26 protein-coding genes are annotated in these 25,217 nt (G+C 63.2%); 13 read left to right on the top strand and 13 right to left on the bottom strand.

The genetic code is table 11. From position 1 onward, the window contains the following. The 3 genes from AYR66_RS13585 to AYR66_RS13575 all read right to left on the bottom strand — a co-directional run. Positions 1 to 827, bottom strand: an 827-nt coding sequence (locus tag AYR66_RS13585) for a PQQ-dependent sugar dehydrogenase (protein WP_420093131.1), incomplete at its 3' end; no start/stop codon positions are given. Between the two features lie 125 nt (positions 828 to 952). Next, positions 953 to 1,255 (bottom strand): hypothetical protein, encoded by a 303-nt coding sequence (locus tag AYR66_RS13580; RefSeq protein ID WP_141104072.1) that lies wholly within the window; start codon positions 1,253 to 1,255, stop codon positions 953 to 955. A gap of 34 nt (positions 1,256 to 1,289) precedes the next feature. Beyond that, positions 1,290 to 1,829, bottom strand: a complete 540-nt coding sequence (locus AYR66_RS13575; protein ID WP_088707921.1) for a hemerythrin domain-containing protein — start codon at positions 1,827 to 1,829, stop codon at positions 1,290 to 1,292. Positions 1,830 to 2,006: 177 nt separating this feature from the next. Between AYR66_RS13575 and AYR66_RS13570 the strand changes: the two genes are divergently transcribed. The 6 genes from AYR66_RS13570 to AYR66_RS13545 all read left to right on the top strand — a co-directional run bounded on the left by AYR66_RS13570 (position 2,007) and on the right by AYR66_RS13545 (position 7,851). After that, positions 2,007 to 2,906, top strand: a complete 900-nt coding sequence (locus AYR66_RS13570; protein WP_088707920.1) for a DMT family transporter — start codon at positions 2,007 to 2,009, stop codon at positions 2,904 to 2,906. An 89-nt stretch (positions 2,907 to 2,995) separates the two neighbouring features. Further along, positions 2,996 to 3,301 (top strand): YkvA family protein, encoded by a 306-nt coding sequence (locus AYR66_RS13565; RefSeq protein ID WP_088707919.1) that lies wholly within the window; start codon positions 2,996 to 2,998, stop codon positions 3,299 to 3,301. 103 nt (positions 3,302 to 3,404) lie between these two features. After that, positions 3,405 to 3,803, top strand: a complete 399-nt coding sequence (locus AYR66_RS13560; RefSeq protein WP_170942139.1) for a nuclear transport factor 2 family protein — start codon at positions 3,405 to 3,407, stop codon at positions 3,801 to 3,803. Positions 3,804 to 3,921: 118 nt separating this feature from the next. Then, the gene (locus AYR66_RS13555) at positions 3,922 to 6,654 is read left to right on the top strand and encodes a bifunctional diguanylate cyclase/phosphodiesterase (RefSeq protein WP_170942138.1); all 2,733 of its coding nucleotides are present in this window, start codon (positions 3,922 to 3,924) and stop codon (positions 6,652 to 6,654) included. 58 nt (positions 6,655 to 6,712) lie between these two features. Next, the gene (locus tag AYR66_RS13550) at positions 6,713 to 7,417 is read left to right on the top strand and encodes an MgtC/SapB family protein (protein ID WP_088709800.1); all 705 of its coding nucleotides are present in this window, start codon (positions 6,713 to 6,715) and stop codon (positions 7,415 to 7,417) included. 53 nt (positions 7,418 to 7,470) lie between these two features. Then, positions 7,471 to 7,851: a hypothetical protein gene (locus AYR66_RS13545; RefSeq protein ID WP_088707916.1), complete on the top strand. Its 381-nt coding sequence runs from the start codon at positions 7,471 to 7,473 to the stop codon at positions 7,849 to 7,851. On the opposite strand, the gene AYR66_RS13540 is transcribed toward AYR66_RS13545, so the two are convergent. The 4 genes from AYR66_RS13540 to ku form a co-directional block, all read right to left on the bottom strand. Continuing rightward, positions 7,823 to 8,116, bottom strand: coding sequence for a hypothetical protein (locus AYR66_RS13540; protein WP_088707915.1), 294 nt, complete (start codon positions 8,114 to 8,116; stop codon positions 7,823 to 7,825). The two genes, AYR66_RS13545 and AYR66_RS13540, sit on opposite strands and share 29 nt — an antisense overlap. A gap of 63 nt (positions 8,117 to 8,179) precedes the next feature. Continuing rightward, positions 8,180 to 8,911 (bottom strand): type 1 glutamine amidotransferase domain-containing protein, encoded by a 732-nt coding sequence (locus AYR66_RS13535; protein ID WP_088707914.1) that lies wholly within the window; start codon positions 8,909 to 8,911, stop codon positions 8,180 to 8,182. 63 nt (positions 8,912 to 8,974) lie between these two features. Continuing rightward, a complete protein-coding gene (gene ligD / locus AYR66_RS13530; RefSeq protein WP_088707913.1) occupies positions 8,975 to 10,789 on the bottom strand; it encodes a DNA ligase D in 1,815 nt (604 codons plus the stop codon). Next, a complete protein-coding gene (gene ku / locus AYR66_RS13525; protein ID WP_088707912.1) occupies positions 10,790 to 11,662 on the bottom strand; it encodes a non-homologous end joining protein Ku in 873 nt (290 codons plus the stop codon). A gap of 195 nt (positions 11,663 to 11,857) precedes the next feature. Here ku and AYR66_RS13520 point away from each other — a divergent pair, with 195 nt between their 5' ends. The 5 genes from AYR66_RS13520 to AYR66_RS13500 all read left to right on the top strand — a co-directional run bounded on the left by AYR66_RS13520 (position 11,858) and on the right by AYR66_RS13500 (position 18,171). After that, positions 11,858 to 12,766: a Tim44 domain-containing protein gene (locus tag AYR66_RS13520; RefSeq protein WP_088707911.1), complete on the top strand. Its 909-nt coding sequence runs from the start codon at positions 11,858 to 11,860 to the stop codon at positions 12,764 to 12,766. 390 nt (positions 12,767 to 13,156) lie between these two features. Further along, complete coding sequence (locus tag AYR66_RS13515; RefSeq protein WP_088707910.1) at positions 13,157 to 14,026, top strand: c-type cytochrome; 870 nt, start codon at positions 13,157 to 13,159, stop codon at positions 14,024 to 14,026. Between the two features lie 15 nt (positions 14,027 to 14,041). Further along, positions 14,042 to 15,409 (top strand): cbb3-type cytochrome c oxidase subunit I, encoded by a 1,368-nt coding sequence (locus AYR66_RS13510; RefSeq protein WP_088707909.1) that lies wholly within the window; start codon positions 14,042 to 14,044, stop codon positions 15,407 to 15,409. Beyond that, entirely contained in the window at positions 15,406 to 16,188 is a 783-nt protein-coding gene (locus tag AYR66_RS13505; protein WP_088707908.1) for a CbbQ/NirQ/NorQ/GpvN family protein, read from the top strand. The genes AYR66_RS13510 and AYR66_RS13505 overlap by 4 nt, the downstream gene beginning before the upstream one ends. Positions 16,189 to 16,191: 3 nt before the next feature. Next, a complete protein-coding gene (locus AYR66_RS13500) occupies positions 16,192 to 18,171 on the top strand; it encodes a nitric oxide reductase activation protein NorD (RefSeq protein WP_088707907.1) in 1,980 nt (659 codons plus the stop codon). Here AYR66_RS13500 and AYR66_RS13495 read toward each other — a convergent pair. From AYR66_RS13495 to AYR66_RS13480, 4 genes are all read right to left on the bottom strand, one after another. Next, a complete protein-coding gene (locus tag AYR66_RS13495) occupies positions 18,163 to 18,363 on the bottom strand; it encodes a DUF3079 domain-containing protein (RefSeq protein WP_088707906.1) in 201 nt (66 codons plus the stop codon). The genes AYR66_RS13500 and AYR66_RS13495 overlap by 9 nt on opposite strands. Then, complete coding sequence (gene hemN / locus AYR66_RS13490) at positions 18,363 to 19,757, bottom strand: oxygen-independent coproporphyrinogen III oxidase (protein WP_088707905.1); 1,395 nt, start codon at positions 19,755 to 19,757, stop codon at positions 18,363 to 18,365. The genes AYR66_RS13495 and hemN overlap by 1 nt, the downstream gene beginning before the upstream one ends. A 79-nt stretch (positions 19,758 to 19,836) precedes the next feature. Beyond that, entirely contained in the window at positions 19,837 to 20,442 is a 606-nt protein-coding gene (locus AYR66_RS13485) for a hypothetical protein (RefSeq protein WP_088707904.1), read from the bottom strand. Positions 20,443 to 20,455: 13 nt separating this feature from the next. Beyond that, positions 20,456 to 20,710: a heavy-metal-associated domain-containing protein gene (locus AYR66_RS13480; protein WP_088707903.1), complete on the bottom strand. Its 255-nt coding sequence runs from the start codon at positions 20,708 to 20,710 to the stop codon at positions 20,456 to 20,458. 161 nt (positions 20,711 to 20,871) lie between these two features. On the opposite strand from AYR66_RS13480, the gene AYR66_RS13475 reads away from it, so the two are divergent. After that, positions 20,872 to 21,384 carry a hypothetical protein gene (locus tag AYR66_RS13475; protein WP_088707902.1) on the top strand — a complete coding sequence of 171 codons (513 nt, stop codon included), beginning with the start codon at positions 20,872 to 20,874 and terminating at the stop codon, positions 21,382 to 21,384. Positions 21,385 to 21,386: 2 nt separating this feature from the next. Here the strand turns inward: AYR66_RS13475 and AYR66_RS13470 are convergent, their stop codons facing one another. Beyond that, a complete protein-coding gene (locus tag AYR66_RS13470) occupies positions 21,387 to 22,553 on the bottom strand; it encodes a DUF4382 domain-containing protein (RefSeq protein WP_088707901.1) in 1,167 nt (388 codons plus the stop codon). Positions 22,554 to 22,800: 247 nt separating this feature from the next. Beyond that, on the bottom strand, positions 22,801 to 24,477 hold the full coding sequence (locus AYR66_RS13465; protein ID WP_214608763.1) for a catalase: 1,677 nt from the start codon (positions 24,475 to 24,477) through the stop codon (positions 22,801 to 22,803). 222 nt (positions 24,478 to 24,699) lie between these two features. Between AYR66_RS13465 and AYR66_RS13460 the strand changes: the two genes are divergently transcribed. Next, positions 24,700 to 25,217: porin (locus AYR66_RS13460; protein WP_141104245.1), on the top strand; the 518-nt coding region annotated here is incomplete at its 3' end.

The following is a 25,217-nucleotide window of genomic DNA, read 5'->3' as shown; positions in this document are numbered from 1 at the left end:
GCCATCCCCGAAGGCGCGATGGACGGCGTCCAGTAGTACAGCGGTTGCTCCATGCCGGCCTTGGCGGTGCCGACGCCGACCTTGCCGCCGCCGTAGTGTTCGCCATAGGAGATCACCGGCCAGCCGTAGTTCTTGCCGGCTTCGGGACGGTTGACTTCGTCGCCGCCCTGCGGGCCATGCTCGTGCATCCACAGCTTGCCGTCGGGCCCGAGCGTGGCGCCCTGGCCGTTGCGGTGGCCGTAGCTCCAGATCTCGGGCAAGGCGCCGGCGCGGCCAACGAAGGGGTTGTCTTTCGGGACCGAACCGTCCTTGTTGATGCGCACGATCTTGCCGTGGTGGTTGTCGAGCGTCTGTGCATCGTCCCTGCGGCTATAGCGCTCGCCCAGCGTGAGGAAGAGTGTGCCGTCGCCGCTTTCGACAATGCGGCAGCCGAAGTGGGCGTCGCTGCTGGTCTTGGGCTTCTGGCTGAAGAGGACTTTGACCTGCTCCAGCCGCTTCAGGTCGTCGGACAGTCGCGCAGAGGCGAGCGCGGTCGAGTTGCCCGAGCCCGATCTCGCCGGCTCGGCATAGCAGAAGTAGATGGTGCGGTTGCGCGCGTAGCCGCTGTCGGCGAGCACGTCGAGCAGGCCGCCCTGGCCGCCGACGTCGATTTTCGGCAAGCCTTCGATCGGTTCACCGGTCTTGCCATCCGGTTGCACCACGCGCATGCGGCCGGGACGTTCTGTAACAAGGAGACGGCCGTCGCCGATGAAGGTCAGGCCCCAGGGGTGTTCAAGGTTCTTTGCGATGCTGTCGACGCTTGCCTGCGCCATGGCGGAAAGCGGCATGCAGCACAGCACGGCAAGGGTGAAAGACGGACGATGGGTGCTCATACCTCTCCTTTGCGGCGAATGCAAACCCATCCATGATAGCGCCGCATCGTCCCGGGCATTTGACCCGGCCCACACCGTCGCTATGCGATGCGGCGGAAGGCTTTGATCGAATGCAGGTTCAGTCCATCTTCCAGGCGCCGTTGCTCATCCACGTCGAACCACTGTTCCGGTTCGGGGCCGTCGATGCGGACGGTGCGGATGACATTGCGCATTTCCCGTCCGAAGGGAACGCGGCCGAACGCAATCTGGTAGGTCTTGCCGATGATCGGCTCGAACGTTTCGTCCACCATCCAGCCGGTCTCGTGGCCTTCCTCTCGGTCGGGATGCATGACCGGGTTTTCTATCCCGAGTTCGGTGAGGATGCCGTGTAGTGTCGCCATCATGTGCTCCTTGGAGGATGTGCCACGCAGGCGTCGTTCATCGCGCGCCGGCGGCCATCTGGCCGCCTTGCTGTGGCGGCAGCGGGGCGGCGGCCGCGGTTTCGTCGGACACGGTTTCGCGCGGCTCGCCCAATCGCGTCAGGCTGGCCTGGCGCACGCGCATCTCGTCGCCCAGCGCGATGCGCTGCGCCTGGTCGAGCAGCCGGAGCACCGCGGGGAAGAGGTGTTCCTCCTCCTCCTTGTGGTGATGCACGGTCTGCTCCTTGAGTACCTTGAATTTCGCCTCGAACGATTTGTCCGAAGGCTCCATGTCGTTGAGGTCGGCCAGCAGGCGCTTGAGCGACAAATGCTCTTCCAGCGCTTCGAGCAGGTCGTCCTCGGTGCGCGCGCGGTGCACGGCCGGGTAGAAAATCTCTTCTTCCGCCTTGATGTGCACCGTCAGCAGGTCGGCGGCCTGCGCGAACAGCGTCTTCTTCTCCGCCTCTTCCATGGCGTCCGCCACCCGACCGAGCAGGTCTTCCAAGTCGCGGTGCTGGGCGATCAATAATGTCACTGCATCGAGTTCCTGTGGGCTCATTGTGTTGCACTCCGGATTGGTTGTTCTGAACAAGTTAGAGGTAAGGGGCAGGGACAGGTTCAGGCGAAGTTGGGCTTTTCGCCATGTCGTGTGATCGAGTGCAAAAAATGAAGGCCGGCAACGCGAAAATGTTCCCGCGCATACAATATCCGGCTCGCCTTATTCTCGCGCCTCAATATGTCTGCACCACGCAAAGCCCTCGATACCCTGGCCGTCGCCACCATGCTGGTGCTGTGCGTGCTGTGGGGATTGCAACAGGTGGCGGTCAAGCTTGCCGCGCCATCCATGGGGCCGGTGATGCAGATCGGCTTGCGTTCGCTCGCGGCGGCGGCGCTGGTGTTCGTGGTGATCCTGTGGAAAGGCGAGCGGCTGTCGGTGCGCGATCGGTTCTTCCTGCCCGGCATCGGCGCGGGCGTGCTGTTCGCGCTCGAGTTCCTGTGCGTGGCAGTAGGGCTGCAGTACACCACCGCGTCGCACATGTCAGTGTTCTTATATACCGCGCCGATCTTCACGGTGCTCGGGTTGCACTGGTTCATTCCCGGCGAGCGCCTCGGGCCGCTGCAATGGATGGGCGCCGCCGCTGCGTTCGCGGGGATTGCGGTCGCATTTTCCAACGGCTTTTCCAGCACCGCGAAAGACTGGACATCGATGCTGGCCGGCGATGCGCTCGGCGTGCTCGGCGGACTGTTCTGGGCCGCCACCACGCTGCTGATTCGGCGCTCGGCGCTGTCGGAAGCGCCGCCCGCGATCACGCTGTTCTACCAGCTTGCCAGCTGCGGCCTCATTCTCGTGGCGATCGCCTTTGCCATGGGGCAGGGCAGCGGCGTGGTGTGGAACGGCACGGTGTGGGGCAGCCTGTTTTTCCAGGCGGTGATCGTGGCCTTCTTCAGTTACCTGGTCTGGTTCTGGATGCTGCGCAAGTACCTGGCGTCCCGGCTGTCGGTGTTTTCCTTCCTCACGCCGATGTTCGGTGTCGGCTTCGGCGTGCTGCTGCTGGGCGATGCGCTCGATCCGCGATTCGTTGCCGGGGCCTTGCTGGTGATGCTCGGTGTTGTCATGGTAAACATCAGGCGCTGACGAATATTCCTTCAGGAATTCAGGGGGCACTTTTCGCGCTTGCGGTTGCCCAAGTCTTCGTATCAACCTCTTGGATTCGGAGTCTGTCCATGTTTCTTCGCCTGGGTCGCCTGTTCCGTTCCGTTGGCCGGGAAATCATTGTGCTGTGGTATGCCTGCCGCAACCCGGCCACGCCGTTCCGCCTGAAGCTCGCGGCCATCCTGCTCGGCCTGTACGTCGTCAGCCCGATCGATCTCGTGCCCGACTGGCTGGCGCTGCTCGGCCTGGTCGACGATGTCACGCTGCTCGCGCTCGGCATCCCGGCGCTGCTGAAATTCGTGCCGGCGCATGCGCTGGACGATGCGCATGCGGCAGCCGACGGCCTGCTGTCGCGCCTGCGCTTCGGCACGCGCTGAGTTTGCGCCGGCGCAAACAATTCCCGTATCGTCATTCCGCTTCCCGTCCGCCTGCCTACCATGGTGGCAGGCGCCGGTCCTTGCCGGCGCCAAGGAGAGCGTCATGTCACAACTGAACGTAGAAACCGTTCGCGGCTTGTACGATGCCTTCAGCCGGGGCGACGTGCCCGCCGTGCTGGACCGCATGGACGACAGCGTCGAATGGGTCGAGGCGGACAATTTCCCCTACGCCGACCGGAACCCGTATGTCGGTCCGAAGGCGATTCTTGAAGGCGTATTCATGCGCCTCGGGCACGACTGGGCGGACTTCAGCGTCAGCCCGCAGCAAGTGATCGACGCCGAGAACAACGTCGTGGTGCTGGGCATGCACCATGGCCGCTACAAGGAAACCGGCAAGGAATTGCACGCGCAGTTTGCGCACGTGTGGAGCCTGCGCGACGGGCGCGTGGTGCGTTTCCAGGAATACACCGACACCAAGCAGTTCGCCGATGTCGTGACGTAATTCCTCGTGCCGGCCGCGTGCCGGAACTTTGAATGCGTCGACGTTTCTTACTTGTCATGCATTCATTCGCATGGCAGTGCCGCTTCGTGTCCTGCCCGGCAACCGCTGCGCACCTACCATGAAAATTCCTGATATCGGGCTTCCGAAAGCAGCCCGGCAGGCCGCGACGGTCCGGCGAACCGGTTTCCTTCGGAAAAACGCGCGCGCCATCTTCCTGTGGCCCGCTGCGGGGCTCCTGCTTGCCTGCCTGCTTTGGGGAAGCGTCCTGACCGTGCTCGAACGCGACCGCGCGAAAGTCCGCGAAGATGCGTTCCGGCAAGCCGAATCGCTGGCACGCGCCTACGCGGTACAACTCGAACGCACCGTCGGCTATATCGACCAGATCAGCCTGCGGCTCAAGCATGACTGGGAAGACCCGTATGTCATCCTCAACCTCGAGCGGCAGCAGGAGCGTGGACTGTATCCCGATATCGGGCAGATGAATGCCAGCATCATCGACCGCAGCGGCGAGCTCGTGACCAGCACGCTCAAGCCCTTGCAGCGCCAGTCCTTTCGCAACCATCCCAGTTTCCTGGAGCATATGGCGGGCGAACCCGGCTTGCTGATTGCCGGGCCGGAAAATTCGGGACGCCTGCAGGTTCCGGTGTTTCGCTTCACCCGCCGCCTGGAGGACATCGACGGCAGTTTCGCCGGCGTCGCCCTGGTGACTGTCTTGCCTGCCTACCTCGGATCGTTCTATGACGAAGCGGTGCTCAGCACCGACGATTTCGTTTCCGTACGCTACAGCAATGGCCCGCTGCTGGTCACTACATCGCGCAACCGGACCGGTACCGAGCAAATGTTCTACCGCGAAGATCCCGCCTTCCGCACCCTGGCCGGCGTAGCCTACGAAAAGGCGGACAGCTTCCATGACGGCCGGGCACGCATCGTCGCCTGGAAGCGCCTGGAGCGCTACCCGCTGGTCGCGATGGCGGGTCTCTCCGAAAAGCGGGTGTTCGCCGCTTACAACGCTTCCGCGCGGCGCACCTTCGCGCTGGCCACTGTCGGCAGCGTGCTGCTGTTCCTGTTCGCCAGCGTCGGCATGGTGCTCTCGGCACGGCTGGCCTGGCGGAGGCAAAAGGAACACGAGGTCAGGGAAACCTACCGGCTCGCGGTGGATGCCGCCAAGGAAGGCTTCTACATGCTGGTCCCCCTCCGGGACGCCACCGGGACGGTGGTCGACTACCAGGTGGCCGACTGCAACGAACGCGCCGCCACGCTGGTTGGCATGGGCAGGGCCAACCTGGTCGGCGCCACGATGGGCAACTTGTACTCGGGCAGCCACGCGCAGGCCATTTTCGAGAAGCTGCGCGAAGCGATGGAAACCGGCTACTACGAAGACGAGCTGCGGGTGCCTTCGCCAAGCCTGCTGAAAGCCGAATGGGTGCATCGCAAGGTGGTGCGTTCCGGCGCCGGGCTGGCAATGACGATACGAGACATCTCCGATATCAAGGCGCACGAGCAGGCGCTGACCAACATGGCCAATGCCGATGCGTTGACCGCCTTGCCCAACCGCCACTGGCTGTCGAGCTACCTGCCGCTCGCGATCGAGCAGGCACATGCCAGCCATGGCGGCCTCGCGCTCCTGTTCATCGATCTCGACGACTTCAAGAACATCAATGACACGCTCGGCCACGGTGCAGGCGATGAATTGCTCAAGGCCGCCGCCGAGCGCCTGCGCTCGCTGGTGCGCGGCAGCGACCGCGTGGTGCGGCTGGGCGGGGACGAGTTCACGATCGTGCTCGATGGGGTGCGCAGCGCGGAAACCGTGGCACGTGTGGCGCGCAGCATCATCGCCGCCCTCGGCGAACCCTTCACCGTCGCGCGCACGAGCGGGCAGCGCGTGCAGGCGTCGATCGGCATCAGCATGTATCCGCAAGACGGCCGGGACGGCGATACCCTGCTCAAGCACGCCGATATCGCGATGTACGCGGCCAAGGCCGCCGGCAAGGGCCGCTACCAGTTCTACCATGCCCACCTGTCGGACCGCCTCGTGCTGCGCATCAACCGCGAGCAGGCGCTGCGCCAGGCGATCGAGCGCGACGAGTTCATCCTCCACTACCAGCCGCGCGTCGACACGGCGACCGGCCGACTGTGCAGCATGGAAGCATTGGTGCGCTGGCAGCATCCCGAGCGCGGCATGGTGCCGCCGGTCGAATTCATTGACGTCGCCGAAGATACCGGCCTGATCCTGGAGCTTGGCGGCATCGTGATCGAAAAGGCTTGCGCCCAGATCGCGCGCTGGAAGGCCGAGGGGCTGCCGGTGGTGCCGGTCTCCATCAATGTGTCGGCACTGCAGTTCAACGACGGGCACGTCACCGACATCCTCGCCGACGCGATGCGGCGCCATGAGGTCGACCCGGAACTGGTCGGCGTCGAACTGACCGAATCCTGCATGGCCGGTGAACACGACACTGTCGCCGGTGAAATGGAAGGACTGCGTCGCCTCGGCGTCAAGCTGCTGGTGGACGATTTCGGCACCGGCTATTCTTCGCTGTCGCAATTGCAGCGGCTCAATGTCGACATCCTCAAGGTCGACCGCGCGTTCACCGTCACGCTGGGAAAGGATGCGGAAGGCACCGCCCTGTTCAAGGCGATCGTCTCCATGGCCGACGCCCTCGACATCTGCATCGTGGCCGAAGGCGTGGAAACTGCCGAGCAGCTGCAGGCCTTGCAGTCGCTCGAATGCGACGAAGTGCAGGGCCACTTCGTGTCCCGGCCGGTGCCAGCGGCGGAAATGGCGGCGCTGATGCTCAAGCGGTTCCTGTTCCCGTCGGCAATGGCGCAGCATCGCGGAATACTGCCGGCGTGAACCAATGTTGTTGTCGCGCAGAACATGCGCGGTGGAACGCGCCTATCTTGAATGCATCATGTCTGAACCATCCGTCTACACCGATTACTTTGTCATCACCGCGCACCTCCTCGGCGCCGTGCTGGCTGGCGGCATCATCGGACTGGAACGCAGCTATCACGGCCGGCCCGCCGGTTTCCGCACGCACACGCTGGTCTGCCTCGCATCCAGCCTGCTCATGCTCGTCATGGTGTACCAGCAACGATGGCTCGACATTCCCGCGGACCAGGTGCAGACCGATCCGACGCGCATGGCGCAGGGAATCATGACCGGCATCGGCTTTCTCGGTGCGGGCGTGATTTTCAAGGAAGGCTTCAGCGTGCGTGGGCTTACCACCGCGGCGTCGATCTGGATGACCTCCGCCATCGGCATCCTGGTCGGCATCGGCTTCTACTTCCCCGCCGTCCTTGCCACGGTGCTGACACTGGGGGTGCTGTCGGCATTCCGGCGCATCGAATCGTACATGCCATCGCATTCATATGCGCATTACGCGATCCGCTTCGATCGCGCCAATGCCATGTCTGAGGAACAGGTGCGCGCCCTGCTGACGCAGCATGGCTTTACGGTGGCCAACATGAGTTACCGCGTGACCGACGACGGCGCATTCTTCGAGTACCGGATGATCCTGCAGACCGCGGATGAACAGAATGTGTCCGTGCTCGCGGACTACCTGCGCAAGCTGGCGCAGGTGAGGACGTTCCAGATATCGCCGACGGGGGATTAGAACGTATAAGGGTTCAGGGGGTCACACCGCCATATACCTATGCGGAGACAATCATGCCCCAGACCCTCATCCGGATTTACGACAGCCTCGCCACCGCCAGCCATGCGCGCGAACAATTGCTTGCTTCAGGATTTGCGCCGGACAGCGTGCACCTCGACAGCCGCATCGACGAAGCCGGCCCCGTCGACGGCAATGCGGTGATCGAAGCCAAGGACACCGGGACAGGCCCGGCGGATGGGCCGCTCCACAGGATGTTCGGCGTCGAGGAGCGCACCGACGCCTACAACAATTCCGAGCCGGCGTGGAGCGGCAGCGTCATGCTGACGGTCGATGCGGAAGATGAAGAACAGAGTGCGCGCGCGTCCGGCATCATGGACCGGACGGGCGCGCGCAGCGTGGACGACTTCAGTTCGTGGCGGCGCCACGAGGGATGAGTACCGGCACGCTCAGGCGGTACCTGGCGCGGCGGTCGCCCATCAGGCGGCGCAGTTCTTCCACGCTGATGCCGGTTGCTTCCTGTATCCACAGCAGCATCGAGCCGCCGACCTGGATGCGGCCGGCGCGGATGGCGCCGAGGACGTCGCGGGCGATCTTGAGCCTGCGTGACAGTGCACCGTCGCTCGACAGGCCGAGGTGCGCGATGAGGGCATTAAGCAAGTTGTTGGGATCGTAGTTGGGGAATGTTGCTACTTCAGTCATTGCCTTCCTTGTTCCTATGGATGGGTGTGCATTGACTCTTCGACAAGCGAGTAAGTTCCCCGCTCATCGTATCGCCGACTGCCTCCGCTTGTTCGCCGCCATGATGCCCGCGCCGACCACGGCCACGCCAACAAGGGTACGCAGTGATGGCTTCGGCATAAAGCGCATCGCCGTCGTCACCAGCGCGGGAGGCGATTTGCGTTGCGGATCGGAAAAAAGCGAGCGCGCCGCGCTGCCGGTGATCGGCGCCATTTCCGCAAACAAGGTGGTCATTGCCTTGATGAAAGGCTTGAGGTCTTGCGGTCCGCGGCTGGTCACCCAGTTGCCGTCGCGCACAACTTCCTTGTCGAGCCATACCGCGCCGGCATTCACCATGTCGTCGCGCACGCCCGGCCACGAGGTCATTGTCCGGCCTTGTGTGAGGCCCGCCGAGGCAAGGATCCAGGGACCATGGCACAGGCTGGCGATAGGCTTGCGGGCAGTGTCGAAGGCGCGCACGAAATCGCGCGCCTCGGCCGATTGTCGCAGCAGGTCGGGGCTCAGCAATCCACCGGGAATCAGCAGCGCGTCGTAATCGGAGGGATCGGCTTCGTCCAGCGTGCGCGTCACCCTGACCCGGCTCGCCGGCTCGTGCAGGTTGACGCCGCGGATGCTGCCGGAGCGCAAGGAAATGATATCCACTTCCGCCCCCTTCGCTTCCAGTGCCTTGACCGGCATCGTCAGTTCGATCTTTTCAAAGCCGTCGGCCGCCAGCACCGCAACGCGGCGGCCGTTGAGAGAGGTTCGTTCAAACATGCATGACTCCTTTCTGTTTTCCGTAATGCGCAGGGTCAGAGCGCGGAAGGGCGCGAATAGTTCTTAATCGATTCCCAACGCTTTCTTCATTGCCTTCGAGAGCGTCTGCCGCGTGCTGCCGAAATCCTTCCACGGATCATCGTCGAGCGAAGGCAATGCGGCGATCGTCCATTGCCCGGCGTGAATGATGCCGTCCAGCGCATCCCAATGCATCGGCACCGACACCGGCAGGCGCGGCCGCGCGCGCACTGACCAGGGTGCAACGGTGCTCGCCTGGCGCTTGTTGCGCAGGTAGTCGATGAAGATCTTTCCAACGCGGTTCTTTTCGCCCATCTTCGCGCTGAAATGTTTCGGCAGCGTCGTCGCGAGATGGCGCGCGACTGCCTGCGAGAAGGCGGACACTTCATCCCAATCGTGGCGGCGCGCGAGCGGCACGACCACATGCAGCCCCTTGCCGCCGCTGGTCTTGAGAAAGCTCGCGAGTCCGAGTTCATCCAGCACCACGCGCAGCAATCGCGTGCCATCAACGACTTTCTTCCAGGGCAGCACGGGATCGGGATCGAGGTCGAATACCATGCAGTCCGGCCGTTCTATCCGGTCCGCCGTCGCATTGCAGGTATGCAGTTCGATGGCGCCCATTTGCGCGGCGCCCGCAAGCGCTTCGACCGAATCGATCACCATCAGCGGCTCGTGCCCCGGATCGAGCGCGGGGTCGAGTGTCTTGATGCCGGGGATGAAGGTGCGGTTGGTGTGCTTCTGGAAGAAGTGTTCGCCGAGCACGCCTTCGGGGCAGCGCAGCAGGTAGACGGGACGATCGCGCAGCCAGGGCAGCATGCGATCCGCGATGCGCTCGTAATAGCGCACCAGGTCGAGCTTGGTGAGGCCCTCGGCCGGGTCGATCACGCGTTCCGGATGTGTCACCTTGATGCGGGTTGCGAGTATTGCTTCTTCACGCTGTACGCCGGTGGCGGGCTTGTCCACGCGCAGGCCGTGGAAGACCGCCTGGCGCAGCAAGCCGTCGTCCGTCCATTCGGCAAAGGAAATTTCCGCGACCAGCCGCGGCTTCACCCAGTGCACCTCGGCCTTGCGCACATCGGGCGGCATATGATCGAAGGGATTTTTCGCCTGCTCCAGCGCGTTCAGTTGCTTGTAGGTCGCGTGCAGCACCTCGCGGTCGAACCCAGTGCCGACACGCCCGACATAACGCAGCCTGCCCGCTTCATACACGCCAAGCAGCAGCGCGCCAAAGAACTTGCGGCTGCCTTTCGGCTCGGTATAGCCGCCGATCACGAACTCCTGGCGGCGCCTGCACTTCAGCTTGATCCAGCTGTCGCTGCGCGTGCCTGCATAGGGCGCGTCGATGCGCTTGCCGATGATGCCTTCCATCGCCAGCCGGCAGGCGCCGTCGAGCAGCTGCTGCGGCGGCTGTTCGAGCGGCGCACTGTAGCGCAGGATGCCAGGCGTGGTGACGGACAGGACTTCCTCCAGCAGCGCGCGTCGTTCACGCAGCGGCACCTGCCGTGAATCAGAACCGTTGAGGAAAGGCAGGTCGAACAGGAAGTACACCAGGTCCCTGCTGCGATGGTCGTGGATCGCCTTCTGCAGCAGCTGGAAGTTCGGCACGTCATGGCTGTCGAGGCAGACGATCTCGCCGTCCAGCCATGCGTTCTCCAGGCCGAGTTCGCGAATGGCATCCGCCTGTGCCGGCAGCTTCGCGGTCCAGTCCTTGCCGTCGCGCGTGAACAGCGTCACCTCGCCACCATCGACGCGCGCCAGCAGGCGGTAGCCGTCGAACTTGATTTCATAGATCCAGTCACCGTTGCGGGGAATGTCTTCAACGAGGGCCGCAAGCTGGGGCGAAAGACTGTCAGGCAGCATTTAGTGCACAGCCTTCGACCCGCGCACCGTTGCACGCTTGCGCGCGGGCGGCGGCGCCTTGGCCTTCTTCGGCGCGGCCGGCGTCCTGCCCTGCAGGCTCTTGCGCAGCAGTTCGGTCAGGTCGACCACGTTGCTCGTTTCTTCCGGCTCCTCGATGCTGACCTCGGTGATTTCCTTCGACTGGCCGGCGTCGAACTTCTGCTTCACCATCTTCATGATGTCGTCGCGGAAGGTATCCTTGAACTGTTCGGGCGCCCATTCCTCGGTCATGCTTTCGATGAGCTGGGTCGCCATCTGCAATTCCTTGGGCTTGATCGCCATGCTCTTCAAGCCTTCTTCCGGCAGGTCGAGGTCGTCCGGGCTGCGCACCTCGGTCGCCCAGCGCAGGGTGTTGAGCACGATGGCCTGCGGCGTCGCGATCAACGCGGCGAGATGCTGCTTGTTGTGCAGCACGACCAGCGCGACACCGATCTTCTTCGATTTCAGCAGGGCTTCGCGCAGCAGCGCATAAACCTTTTCGCCGCCCTTGGTCGGGGCGAGGTAGTAGGGCGTTTCGAAGAACAGGAAATTGACGTCTTCCGCCTCCGTGAAGCCGACGATGTCGATGGTATGCGTGGACTTGACGTTGGCCGCCTTGATTTCCTCGTCGGACAGAACCACGTACTGGTCTTCGTACTTGACCGCCTTGACGATGTCGTCCTTGCCGACTTCCTCGCCGGTGTCCTTGACCACGCGCTTGTAGCCGACCGGCTTGAAGCTCTTGCGGTGCAGCCAGTCGAAGTCGATCTCGTCCTGTTTTGAGGCCGGGTACAGCCCGACCGGCGCATGCAGCAGGCCAAAGCTGATCGCGCCCTTCCACATGGTTCGCGCCATGAAACGTCCTCCGGATGTGACGATGTTGATGGTTTGACATGCGTGGCAGGCACGAGTTCGGAACGGAAAATTTCTCGTTTTTTCGAAGAATTAATCAATGTTTATTCGCTTTTTATAATATGCGACCCGCCTTACCATGGTGACCGTTGTGATTGGCTGACCGCCATCACACGTATTTCAACTCTCGGAGGAAACATGAAGAAATTTCTGGTCACCCTGATGGTCGCCGTCAGCGCGCTGTCGGTTGTCGTGTCCGAAGCGCAAGCGAAACGCATGGGCGGCGGCGGTTCGTTTGGCAAGCAGTCGCAGAGTGTGAGCCGCCAGCAGGCGGCCCCGATGCAGAACCAGCAAGCCGCGCCTGCTGCTGCGAAGCCGGCTGCCCCCGCGGCCGCCCCGGCGCCGGTGCAGAAGCCCAGCATGTGGAAGGGCCTCCTCGGCGGCGCCCTGCTCGGCCTCGGCCTGGGCGCTCTGTTGTCGCACTTCGGCCTCGGCGGCGCACTCGCAAGCATGATCAGCACCATGCTGATGGTCGGCCTGCTGGCAGCCGCGGCGTTCTTCATCTACCGCATGCTGACGGCAAAGAAGAACGGCGCGCAGGCAAAGAGCGCGTTCCAGCCTGCCGCAGCCGGCCCGGGCTTCGCCACGCCTGACATCGGTTCGCGCGTCGAACCGGCCGCGCTGCAGTCGCCGACCGCGTCTGCCGGATCGTCGAACGAGGCGCCCTGGGGCATCCCGGCCGATTTCGATACCGCCGGCTTCCTGCGACATGCGAAGACTTATTTCATCCGCCTGCAGGCGGCATGGGACAAGGCCGACGTGAACGACCTGCGTGAGTTCACCACGCCGGAAATGTATGCGGAAATGAAGCAGCAGCTTCTGGAGCGCGGCGCATCGGCCAACCACACCGATGTCGTGTCGCTGGATGCGCAACTGCTCGGCATCGAAACCATCGACGGCGAGCACATGGCGAGCGTGCGCTTCTCCGGCATGATCCGCGAAGCGGAGAATGCGCCGGCTGAAGCATTCGTTGAAGTGTGGAACCTGTCCAAGCCGGCTGCCGGTAATGGCGGGTGGGTGCTGGCAGGTATCCAGCAAGTGTCCTGAACGCAGTAAGCGTTGCAATGAAAGCCCCCGGTTGCCCCGGGGGCTTTTTTATTTCTTCGCAGAGTGACAAACCAGCGGTTCCATTCTTCCCTGCAGCACATTTGATCTTTATTAAGATCGCCTGAGATCAAGGGATCGCACCTTGCCGCTGCCTGTCAATCATGCATTGGCAGCCGACATGCCGGTCCTTGCACCGGCTTCCGTCTGCCTTGCTCGCGCACTCCAGATCCGAAGAAACAAAACAACGTGGGGTACTTCATCATGCACGGCACCTTGAAGCTGCTTGGCTACGTCATTGTTCTCCTGATGATCGTAGCGATCCTGTATTCCGGCTTTACCTCGATCAAGTACTGGTCCGGCATCGGCGTCTGACGCGGAAAGGACCAGCACATGAACAAGCGACAGACACGGCTGTTTGCCATCGCCTCCACTGCCATTGCCGCCCTGGTGTTCATCGGAATGACGATCGACAGCCACAGGCAGTTTCCGAAGTTGACCAACGCGCAGAACATCACGCCCGCCGTGCGCAGCGGGCAGGACGTCTGGCACAAGTACAACTGCATCAACTGCCACACGCTCTTCGGCGAGGGCGCGTATTACGCGCCGGACCTGACCAAGATCACGCAGCTGCGGGGCGAGCAATACCTGCAGGCCTACATGAAGGATCCCTCGCAGTTCTACGACGAGCAGCGGCACCGCCGGCTCATGCCGAAACAGAACCTGAGCGACGAGGAAATCAAGAACCTGATCGCCTTCCTCGACTGGATCGGCAAGGTCGACAACCAGGGCTGGCCGCCGCGTCCCATCTTGGTCACGGGCGCGACCATACCGGGCACCGACATGACTGCCGGACAGCAGGCGGATACGTCGGGGCAGAAGGATGCGGGGCAGCTTCCGCCAGGCGCGCGGCCGCAATCGGGCAATGAAAACCCGATTGCCCTCGGCGAGCGCCTGTTCCGCTCGGCGACGCCCGCGTGCAATGCGTGCCACTCCATCGCGCCCGGGGTCAACATGGCTGGTCCGTCGCTTGCCGGCGTCGCGTCGCGCGCCGAAAAGCTTATCGCGTCACCGGACTACAAGGGCAAGGCCAAGGATGCGGCCGGCTACATACGCGAGTCGATTACCAATCCCAGCGCCCATATCGTACCGGGCGCGATGTACTCGGCGAACGGGGTGTCCTTCATGCCGAATACCTATGGCAAGGACCTCAAGCCCGAGCAGATCGACCATCTCGCGGCCTATCTCGCGACATTGAAATAATCACAGGGGAACCGTATGCGCTACAAATCGCAATCCGTCGCCTACTGGTATTTCGCCGTGGCGATGGTGTTGTTCGGCCTGCAGGTCGTGTTCGGCCTGCTCTCCGCCGCCAAGTACCTCGGGCCCGATCCGCTCCTGTACATCCTCCCCTTCGATGTGTCGAAGATGATCCACACCAACCTGCTCGTGGTGTGGGTGCTGACGGGCTTCATGGGCGCCACCTACTGGATGATTCCCGACGAGTCGCGCACCGAGATCTACAGCGTCAAGCTGGCTTACATACAGCTCGCGCTATGGGTGGTGATGGGCGTGACGGCGGTGATCGGCTACCTGTTCCGCTACGGCACGGGGAACAAGCTGCTCGAGCAGCCCCTGCCGCACAAGATTGTCATCGTCATCGTGATGCTGATGTTCCTCTACAACGTGGTAATGACCATCCGCCAGTCCGGGCGCTTCACTACCACCGAAGGCGTGCTGCTGCTGGGCATCGCCGGCGCGGCCGTGCTCTACCTGCCGTCGCTGCTGCACTTCGATAACTACACGGTCGCCATCTTCTACCGCTGGTGGACGATCCACCTGTGGGTGGAAGGCGTATGGGAAATGATCCAGGGCGGCTTCCTTGCCTACCTGCTGATACGCCTGTCCGGGGCCGACCGCGAGGTGATGGAAAAGTGGCTGTATGTGATCGTCGGCCTGGTCTTCATTGCCGGCATCCTCGGCACCGCGCATCACTATTACTGGGTCGGCGTACCGACCTACTGGCTGCCGATCGGCGGCTTCTTCAGCGCGCTGGAACCGGTCGCGCTGATCGCGATGGCCATGTATGCGTACTCCGCGATCCGCCGTTCGGGCATGGCGCATCCCAACACGCTGGCCCTGCACTGGACCATCGGCAGCGCCATCTACACACTCTTCGGCGCCGGCCTGCTCGGCCTTGCCCATACCTGGCCCGGCGTGAACAAATGGACGCACGGCACGCTGATCACTGCAATGCATGGCCATGCGGCCTTCTATGGCGCCTATGCGATGATCGTCCTCGCGATGATCTCGTACGCATTGCCGGCCATGTCGCCCAGCCGCCGCGAGCAGGGAACGAGCATGGGTTACTGGTCATTCTGGCTGCAGCTCGCGGGGATGTTCGGCATGACGCTCTCGTTCGCGACCGCGGGTATCGGACAGGTATATCTCGAACGGATCCTGGGGCTGGGTTACCTCGATGCGCAGCTCAAGATCCAGGTGCACTTCCTGATGCTGACGGCGACGGCCACGCTGTTTGCCATCGGCGTCATCCTGTTCATCATTGATTTCTTCAGGCATGCGCCGCGGTTTGAAATCACCACGGAGATGCCTGACGCGGTACCGGTCTCGCCGATCAGGGCATGACGGGCACGGAGCCGTATTACCTGCCTTCGGGCGACGAGATCGGCATTTTCGAGCAATGCCATCGGCGCAACATGGCCGTCATGCTCAAGGGGCCGACCGGTTGCGGCAAGACGCGCTTCGTCGAACACATGGCATGGCGTGTCGGCCGGTCGCTGGTAACCGTTTCCTGCCACGACGACCTGAGCGCCAGTGATCTTGTCGGCCGCTTCCTGATCCGTCACGACGGCACACAGTGGCAGGACGGACCGCTCACCCGTGCGGTACGAGAAGGCGCCATCTGCTACCTCGATGAAGTAGTCGAGGCGCGGCAGGATACGGTGGTGGTGCTGCATCCGCTGACGGATTACCGGCGCATCCTGCCAATCGACAAGACCGGCGAAACCATCGAGGCCGCGCCGGGATTCCAGCTCGTCATTTCCTACAACCCTGGGTACCAGCGCATGCTGAAGGACTTGAAGCCCAGCACGCGCCAGCGCTTCGTGTCGCTGGATTTCGATTTTCCGCCGGCCGAACGCGAGGCGCGCATCATCCAGAAGGAAGGCGAAGCGGACCATGCCACCGCGCAGGCGCTGGTGTCGCTCGGGCACCGCCTGCGCGCGCTGCAGGACCGGGGCCTCGCCGAAGTACCCAGCACGCGCCTGCTGATCTCCGCGGCAAGGCTGATCGCCAGCGGCATCCCCGTCCGCCAGGCGTGTTATTCGGCGCTCGTTTCGCCCTTGTCCGACGATGCGTCGCTGGTGGGCGCGATGCGGGACCTGGTCGACGCTACCTTCGTGTAAGCCATGCCGGAAGCGGAAGACGTCATCACGGATGTCGCGCGGCATGCAACGATTTTCGCGCGCGACCTCTGGCGGCGCCACAGGAAGGATCATGCCGCTCCGACGCGACTCGCGCTGCGGGACGTGTCGCAACGCCTGGATCTGCTGCTTGCCGCGGTGTTCGGAAAGAGCTTTCCGATACGCGTCGCGCAGGCGCCGGCGCCGCCGACCTTCCTGACCAAGGTCTTCAAGCGCAAGGAGGGACCGCGGCATGCCATCGCGCTTCCCGCGACCGATGGGGTCAGTATCTGGCTTCCACCGGAACTGGAGATGGCAACGGACATCCCCGCAATGGACTGGTACCGCGTCATGGCGCTGCAGCAGGCAATGCGCGCCAGCCGCAAGAGTGCGGCCTTCCTGGGCGAGCTGGCAACGGAATACCAGCGGGCGGCCTTCCTCCTGCTGGAAGCGCAGGCCGCCGATGCGCACATTGTCCGCCTGCTTCCCGGCATGCGCACATCCGTCGACGCGGTGCGGCAGGCGGCATTGAGGATGCGGCCTTCCATCGACAGGTTTCCGCCCTCGACGCGGCCGCTGGAAGACCTTGCCCGATCGCTGCTGGCTGGTGGTTATGGGGACGCTGAACATGCGCCCGGCGATGTGCTGGAACAGGCACAGGCATTTGCACCGTCCACTTCAACCCTCTACAAGGACCTTTGGACGGGCGACCTGCTTCCGCCTCCTGTGGTGGTGCGGCAGGCGCTGGAGGGAGAAGGCGGTCCTGATCCGGACCGCGCATCAACCCGCAGCGCAAGACTGCCGCGCAGGCCCGATGTCCGCGAGCCGAAGGACGATGAAGGCGATGACAAGCAAGGCGCCTGGATGATCCAGACCAGCCAGCCGCACGAGCAGGTGGAAGACCCTGTCGGCATGCAGAGGCCCACTGACCGTGACGAGAGCACGGCTGCGGAAGAGTTTGCCGATGCCCTCTCGGAACTTCCGGAAGCACGGCTGGTATCGACACCAGGCCGGGCCAAGGAAGTGCTCCTGTCCGACGACGCGCCGGAGTCACGCGCAAGAATCGAGGCGCCGCGTGCCTGGGACGGTTCCGGCACGCGACTCGATTATCCCGAATGGGACTACCGGGTTGCCGCCTACCGCCAGCCCGGCGCCACCGTTCACCTGCTGGCGCCGCAAGAGGGCCTGCAAGCGTGGGTGGAGAGTACGCTGCACGCACACCGGTCGATGCTGCATGCGGTCAGGCGCCGTTTCGAACTGCTGCGCGCGCAGCGCACGCGGCTGCGCAAACAGGTTGAAGGAGAAGAGATCGACCTGGAGGCCTACATCGACAGCCAGGCCGACTTCCGCGCCGGATTGCCGCTGTCCCAGCGCCTCTACCAGACATGCCGGCCTGCGCGACGCGACCTGGCGATCGTCCTGCTGATCGACATCAGCGGCTCGACCGATGGATGGATTTCCGCCAACAGGCGCGTGATCGACGTGGAGCGCGAGGCGCTGCTGCTGGTGTCGATTGCGCTGCAGGGATTGCAGGCGCCGTACGCGGTACTCGGCTTCTCCGGCGAGGGACCGCAACGCGTCACCATACGGACGCTCAAATCCTTCGACGAAGCTTATGGCGATACGATTGCGCGGCGCATTGCGGCGCTCGAGCCCGAGCATTACACCCGCGCCGGCGCCGCGATCCGGCATGCCACCGCGTCCCTGCTGCATCAAGCGGCGGCGCACCGGCTCCTGCTGCTGCTGTCCGACGGCAAGCCGAATGATGTCGATGTCTATGAAGGGCGCTACGGCGTCGAGGATATGCGGCAGGCGGTGACGGAGGCACGGCTGCAGGGAATCAATCCGTTCTGCCTGACGATCGACCGCCAGGCGGCGGCGTATCTGCCGGGCGTGTTCGGCGCGCATCATTACGCGCTGCTGCCGAAGCCGGAGCTGCTTCCGACGGTACTGCTGGAATGGACGAAGCGGCTTGTGTCAGCCTGAGTCCTTGGCCTCGTCCTGTTCCTCGGGCGAATCGAGCCCAAATTCCTGCCAACCTTCGCCGAACAACTCGATGGGATGCTGCGTACGATCCGAGCCGTTGCCGCAAGCGAGCGAATCAGCCGGACAATACTTGTCGCATCCCCAGCAGAGGCGCTCGGGATGCTTGGGGTTGATGGGGAATTTCTTGGCCATCAGATCAGTTTCGAATAGGTCGACGTCGTCGGCTGCGCCAGGTACTTGTCGAACGTCATGCCGACCGCGCGCACGAAGAGCCGGCCCTTGGCGGTGACGCGGATGGCCGAAGGATCGACTGTGATGAATCCTGCATCCTCGAATTGCCGCAAAGCGCCCAATTCGTGCGCGAAGTACTGCTGGAAATCGATGTCGTAGTGGCGGTTGATCGCATCGATATCCAGCGGCGCGCTGCACATCAGGGTCATGATGATCTGGCGCCGCAGCAGGTCGTCCTTGCTCAGCTCGAATCCCTTTTCCACCGGCAGGCGGCCGGCGTCGAGCGCTTCGTAATACGCGGTCACGCTGCGCACCGACTGGCTGTAGGAATTGCCGACCTTGCCGATGGCCGACACGCCGAAGCCGACCAGGTCGCATTCGGCGCGCGTGGTGTAGCCCTGGAAGTTGCGGTGCAGCGAGCCGTCCAGGCGTGCCTTGTTCAATTCCTCTTCCGGTCGCGAGAAATGGTCGAGGCCGATATACACATAGCCGGCCTCCAGCAGGCGGCGCGTCGACATCATGAAGATCTGCAGGCGGTCTTCCGCCGACGGCAGGTCCTCGGCGACGATCAGGCGTTGCGCCTTGAAGCGGCTCGGCAGGTGCGCATAGTTGTACAGCGCGATGCGGTCCGGCGCGAGCCGGATGAGGCTGTCGAGCGTACGGCTGAAACTTTCGAGGGTCTGCTTGGGCAAGCCGTAGATCAGGTCCGCATTGGTGGACTGGAAATTCGCCTTGCGGCTCTCCGTCACCGCGCGCTCGACCATGTCAAACGGCTGGATGCGGTTGACCGACTGCTGCACGGCGGCGTCGAAATCCTGCACGCCGAAGCTGTTGCGGTTGAAGCCCAGGCCGGCAAGCATTTCCAGCGTGCCCTCGCGCACCGTGCGCGGGTCGATCTCCACGCCGAGTTCGGCATCGGGCGTGAAGCTGAAATGCTTGCGCACCATCTCCATCAGCTGGCGCAGTTCGTCGGCATTGAAGAAGGTTGGCGTCCCGCCACCCAGGTGCAGCTGGACCGTCCTGCGGTCCGCGCCAAGATGGGAAGCGACCATTGCCATTTCCTTGTCCAGGTAGCGCAGGTATTCCGTCACGCGGCCGTGGTCTTGCGTGATGATCTTGTTGCATGCGCAGAAATAGCACAACGACTCGCAGAACGGCAGGTGCAGATAGACTGACAGCGGCGGATTGTCGGTGCGTGCGGAACGCTGCGCCAGGTAGGCCTGGTAGGTCTGGTCGGTGAACGCAGTGTTGAACCGGTCCGCGGTCGGATAAGACGTGTAGCGGGGCCCCGGCTTGTCGAATTTGCGGATCAGCTCTTCGGAAAGTTCGATGTCTTGCAGGGGGGAGGTAACCATGTGAATGCCTTGAGGGAAATTTGCCGAATGATGGGCGCTTGCTCTGCGACATCTTACTCCGCCAGCCGGTTCCCCGCAGTCAGTGTTTTACCGTGACGATTTCCGGGTCGTCGGCATGGTCGATCAGAATGCGTTTCACGCGTTCCTGCCAGAGAAGCGCGAACTCCGCTTGCTCTTCCGGCGCAGCCAGGCCTTGCAGGATTTTCCGCAGCAATGCCCCGGTGCGCGGGTTTGCCTCGACCCTGTCGAGGTGCGCGGAAAGCTGGACCGAGGCGCCGTTGTCGCGACGTTCGAACGCAACGTCGGCATCCAGCGAGCAGGAAAAAGCCATCAGGTACTGGCGTTCGAAATTTCCGCCGATTCCCTTGAACCCGCCAGGGCCGGCCGCGCCCGTCACCAAGCCGACGACGCTTCCGATCACACCCGTCACGCCTTCGTCCTGGTCGCCGGCAAAGCGTACCTGCACGCCGCCGCGTTCGGGCATGCCGTCCGGGTAAAGCAAGGCAAGCGCACGGCGCGTCATCAGGTAAGCGCCGGCAACGGTCGGGCAGGAATGTCCTGCCAGCCGCACCGCATCAATGTAGCGGTAAGTGATGATGCCGTCCTGGCAAGCCCCGAGAAACCGCGCAAGAGCATCGTGCACGGTGATGATCGGTGCCTGGTCGAAAAATGCAGGATAGTTCATGTCCGACGCGATGTCAGCTGCCGCAGCTTCCGCAGCACATGCCTTCTTCGCCGTGGCCGCTGCGCTTGACGGCAAAACCTGCCTTCAGCAGTGCCGTGCGCACTTCCTGGATCGACGTGACATCGTCGTCGAAGCCGACGTTGACCGTTCCGCTGGCGGTGGTAATTGCCACCTTGCTCACACCTTTGATCGAATTGAGCACGCGGGCGGCGTCCATGGCACGCGCTTCGTCCAGCGGACTGATGAATGACAGGTTCTCGGTTTTCATGCTGTTCCTTCAAGTTCAAAATCAGAGGGGAAAAATTGCTACGGCACAGCGCCACTATAACATCTATTTTAAATAAATGTTTAAATTCGACGGGTATTCGCGGCAGCGCGAACCCGACCGCGTCCGCCGTATCAAAGCATCAATATGTCCGGGAGGCGACCATGGGAATTTGCTCTTCTATCGATGACGCGGCACTGGAAGCCGAGTTTCAGTTCTGGAAATCGCAGCTCGTGATGTCGGCGTGGATCGGCGTGGCATTCGCGGTGGCGGGAGGGATGCTGATCGCCGGGTGGCCGGTGGGAGTGGGCGACGCGCAAGTGCGCGCCTTTGTTCAGGAAACATGGCCGCCGTTCGTCGAAGCGGCATTCTGGACCGGCTTTCTCACCGGATTCCTGCTGGCGGCCGCGCGCCGGATGGGATGCGCACTTGCCGGCACGGTTCCGTGGAAGAAGCCGACGTCACCGGTGCGCCGTTATCTCGGCCAGACTGCGTGCTGCCTGGGGTTCGGGGCAATATCGTTGTGGGGCGCGCAGCAATTCGTTTTCCACATGGCTGCGGATCAGTCCGCCTTGCTGCACATGCTGTCGCAGGCAGTGCACACCGGCTTCGTGCTTGCCGGTGTGTGCCTGCTGCTGGCGATCGGTCCGGGACTGGTGCCCGGACCCGAGCGCTGAACTTACTTCACAAGCGTGAAATTGCGCGTCACGTTGCCGCCCGCGAGGTCGATGTCGACCGACTGGGTCTGGTAACCGGCCGCGCCAGCCTGCACCGCATATTTGCCTGCCAGCGTGCCTTGCGTGGCAAAGGTCAGCGGCAGCGTGCTGCTGTACTGGCCATACCGCGGCGCGGCCAGCGGCAGTGCGAGGCTGTACTCGCCGGTCGTCGCGTTGGCGGCGCTGTAACGGATCGATGCGACAGGACCGCCACTGATGGCCTGGAAGGCGGCGACGCTGCCTTCGGCATCGGCCGGGAGCACGGTTCCGGAGAGCGTGCCCATGGTCGAAACCGTGGTCAGCAGCGGTGCGGTACTGGTGCTCAGCGCGGTCGTTGCCTTGGCAGCAACAGGGACGGCGTTGATGACGTCGGTCGAGCGCGATGCGCCGGTCGCCACCACCACGTAAGTGCCCGCTTCGAGCGGCGAAAGCGAGAAGAAACCCTCGCTGTCCGGGACCGTGCTGCGAACCGTCACGCCGTTGACCTGTGCGCTGACCAGGGTTTGCGGTCCGGCCGCGCTCTTGTCCACATAGCCGCTGATGGCACCGCTGGCGACCATCGGAATCAAGCGGATGACCGGTTTCAGGCTGAAGCTGCCGTTGCCGCGCTTGACGAAGGACTTGCAGGCGTCGAAATCGAGCGCGATGTCGGTGGTTGCGCCCGCGCCCACCTCAAAGTTGCCGTTCAGCTTGATGCCGCTTTGCACACCGCTCGGCGTGACAAGTGCTGTTTCCGAACCGCCGGTGGGCACGACCGAATTGGCGGCCGTCGTGCCGGTATTGGGAACGAGCACCAGGCGTACCTGGTTGTAGGTGCCTGCCGGCAGGCTGGTCTGTCCGAGATCTTCGAGCTTGCCGTTGACCAGGCCGAGCAGGTCGATCTTGCGCGGCGCCGTCAGCACGATTTCCGACCATCCGGCATCGGTATCGGCGGCATCGCTGCTCTTGTGCACGCGCACCTTGCTCACCGTCACGAATACATTGTCGAATCCGCAAGACGGGGCATCGGTCAGCGATACTTTGAGCGTGCCGGCAGCAACCGTGCTGTCGCCGCCACCTCCACCGCCGCAGGCTGTGAGCAGGACGGTGGCCGACAAGCCGGCGGTCAGGAGCGGGGTAAGGTTCTTCATGGATTCCTCCTTGTGCAGGGACGTGTTAGTGCCCTTGATGACTGTTTGGTGCTGGGAAATATAGGCGCTAACAGCGTTGCTTTCGACCTATGTTGCAAATCGAAACAGGACAGGAATGCGCGAGCAGCGCCGCGCAATGCCAGGAAGGGCAGGTTCCTGAACGCGGCCTGCGTGTCGGCCTTGTTGACGACTGGCAAGTCATCCAGCCTGCCTTGTCCCTGTGCATGGAAGGATCGGATGACCGAACCTACTTTGCAGGCGCGCCCTCCTGCTGCGCCCGTGCCGGCACATCCTTCTTGCCGCTGGTGAACGTCTCACCCGATCGCTTCTCGTGCGGCGCCGGCTTCCCCGGCAGCGGCGGCAGGTCGAGCGCCTTCTCGAGGCGCACGCCGGCGATTTCGGCCACGCGCTTGCCGTAATCCTCGTCGCAATGCCACAGGTGCCAGATCATGCGCAGCTGGATCGGCTCCGGACATTGCTTCAGGTCGCCGCCGATGTTGCCGACCAGCTCATCGCGTTCCCAGTCTTCGAACGTGCGATAGCGTTCGCCGGCCTGCTTGTAGTCGTCCGCGGTGCGCGTTGTCTCGAAGCGGCCGAGGTGGCCTTCCACCCATTGGTGATACTCGTTCGCCGGCTTCGGCGCTTCCTTCATGCCGCCCATCATGCTCGGCTCATAGTTGATGTGCTTGTCCTCGCCGCCGTCGTCGACGTAGTAGGCCATCTGGCCGTCGCGCTGGTTGGTCTTCGCGCGCGCCTTTTCCTGCGGCGCGTTGACCGGCAGCTGCAGGTAGTTCGGACCGACGCGGTAGCGCTGCGTGTCCGAATAGGAAAGCGTGCGCCCCTGCAGCATCTTGTCGTCGGAAAAGTCGACGCCGTCCACCAGCACGCCGGTGCCGAAGGCTGACTGTTCCGTTTCCGCGAACACGTTGTCCGGATTGCGGTCGAGCACCATGCGCCCCACCGGCAGCAGCGGGAACTTGTCTTCCGGCCAGCGCTTGGTGTCGTCCAGCGGATCGAAGTCCAGTTCGGGATGCTCGCCGTCGCTCATCAGCTGCACGCAGAATTCCCACTCGGGAAAATCGCCGCGCGCGATTGCATCGTAGAGATCCTTGGTGGCATGGCCGACGTCCTGCGCCTGGATCTCGGCCGCCTGCGCCGCGGTCAGGTTGCGCACGCCCTGCTTCGGTTGCCAGTGGAACTTCACAAGGTGCGCCACGCCCTGGTCGTTGACCAGCTTGTAGGTATTCACGCCCGATCCTTCCATCTCGCGATAGTTCGCGGGAATGCCCCACGGACTCTTCACCCAGGTCACCATGTGCAGCGCCTCGGGTGTCTGCGACACAAAATCGTAGAAGCGCCACGGTTCCTGCCTGTTGGTCACCGGGTCGGGCTTGAATGCGTGAATCATGTCGGGAAACTTGATCGCATCGCGGATGAAGAAGACTTTCAGGTTGTTGCCCACCAGGTCCCAGTTGCCGTCCACCGTCTTCAGCTTGACCGCGAAGCCGCGTGGATCTCGCGCCGTCTCCGGGGAATCCTTGGCGCCGATCACCGTCGAGAAGCGCACGAACACCGGCGTGCGCACACCGGTCTGGGTCAGCACCTTGGCGCGCGTGTATTTTTCCGCGGGCTCGCTGCCGATCTTGCCGTAGGCTTCGAACCAGCCATGCGCGCCGGTGCCGCGCGCATGCACCACGCGCTCGGGGATGCGCTCGCGGTCGAAGTGCGTGATCTTTTCGATGAACTGGTAATTCTCCAGCGTGGCCGGTCCGCGCTCGCCGACCGAGCGCAGCGACTGGTTATCGCTTACCGGATGGCCCTGGCGCGTGGTCAGCACCGGACGCTCATCCTGCTTCTTGCCTTGCCTGTTCTGTTTGTCCTTCATGACATTCCTTTCGTCGGGGATGGTGAGGGAGAGAAGCATTGACCCTCGCGGAAGGCGTTCGTTTCACAAGAGCGATGCAGCGATGCCCCACGCTGGCGCATCGCATTCCTGCCGCATTCGCTTCCTTGTTCGCCGTCAAGAATCAGCGCACTAAAACAATGATTTCCACCGGGCACATCTATTGCTGAGAAGAATGCATGCCGTTCGTCTTGCACTTTGCTGCAGCGGCGGCGCCGTTCAATCCATCCACAGGAACAGCAAATGAAAAAAGCAAAAGCGGCACTCGGCCTTCTCGCATGCATGGCAACGGGAAGTGCGCTCGCGCAGACGAGCCTGACGGTTGCCGGACTGGTCGACATGTTCGCGGGCTCGATGAAGAACAGCGGCGACACGGGACGCAAGGGTGTCGTCGGCAGCGGCGGCATGACCACCTCATGGTGGGGCTTGAAGGGCACCGAAGACCTCGGCGGCGGCCTGCGCGCGGAAGTTGCGCTGACCGGCTTCTATCGTGGCGACACCGGCGAGATCGGCCGCTTCGGCGGCGACAACCTGTTCTCGCGCGATGCCAACATCGGCCTCGCCGGTGATTTCGGCAAGCTGCAGTTCGGACGCGGACTGGCGCCGCAATTCCTGCCGACGGTCTTGTTCAATCCCTTCGGCGATTCCTTCACCTTCTCGCCGCTGGTGGTGCAGGCCAACGTGCCGTCCGGCCCCTTCGGCGCGCGTACCTGGACGGCGGTCAATGCCGGCGACACCGGATGGAGCAACCAGATCATCTA

The organism is Noviherbaspirillum denitrificans, from assembly GCF_002211445.1.
GTDB lineage: Bacteria > Pseudomonadota > Gammaproteobacteria > Burkholderiales > Burkholderiaceae_D > Noviherbaspirillum > Noviherbaspirillum denitrificans.
This window is presented reverse-complemented; position numbering and strand designations above follow the sequence as displayed.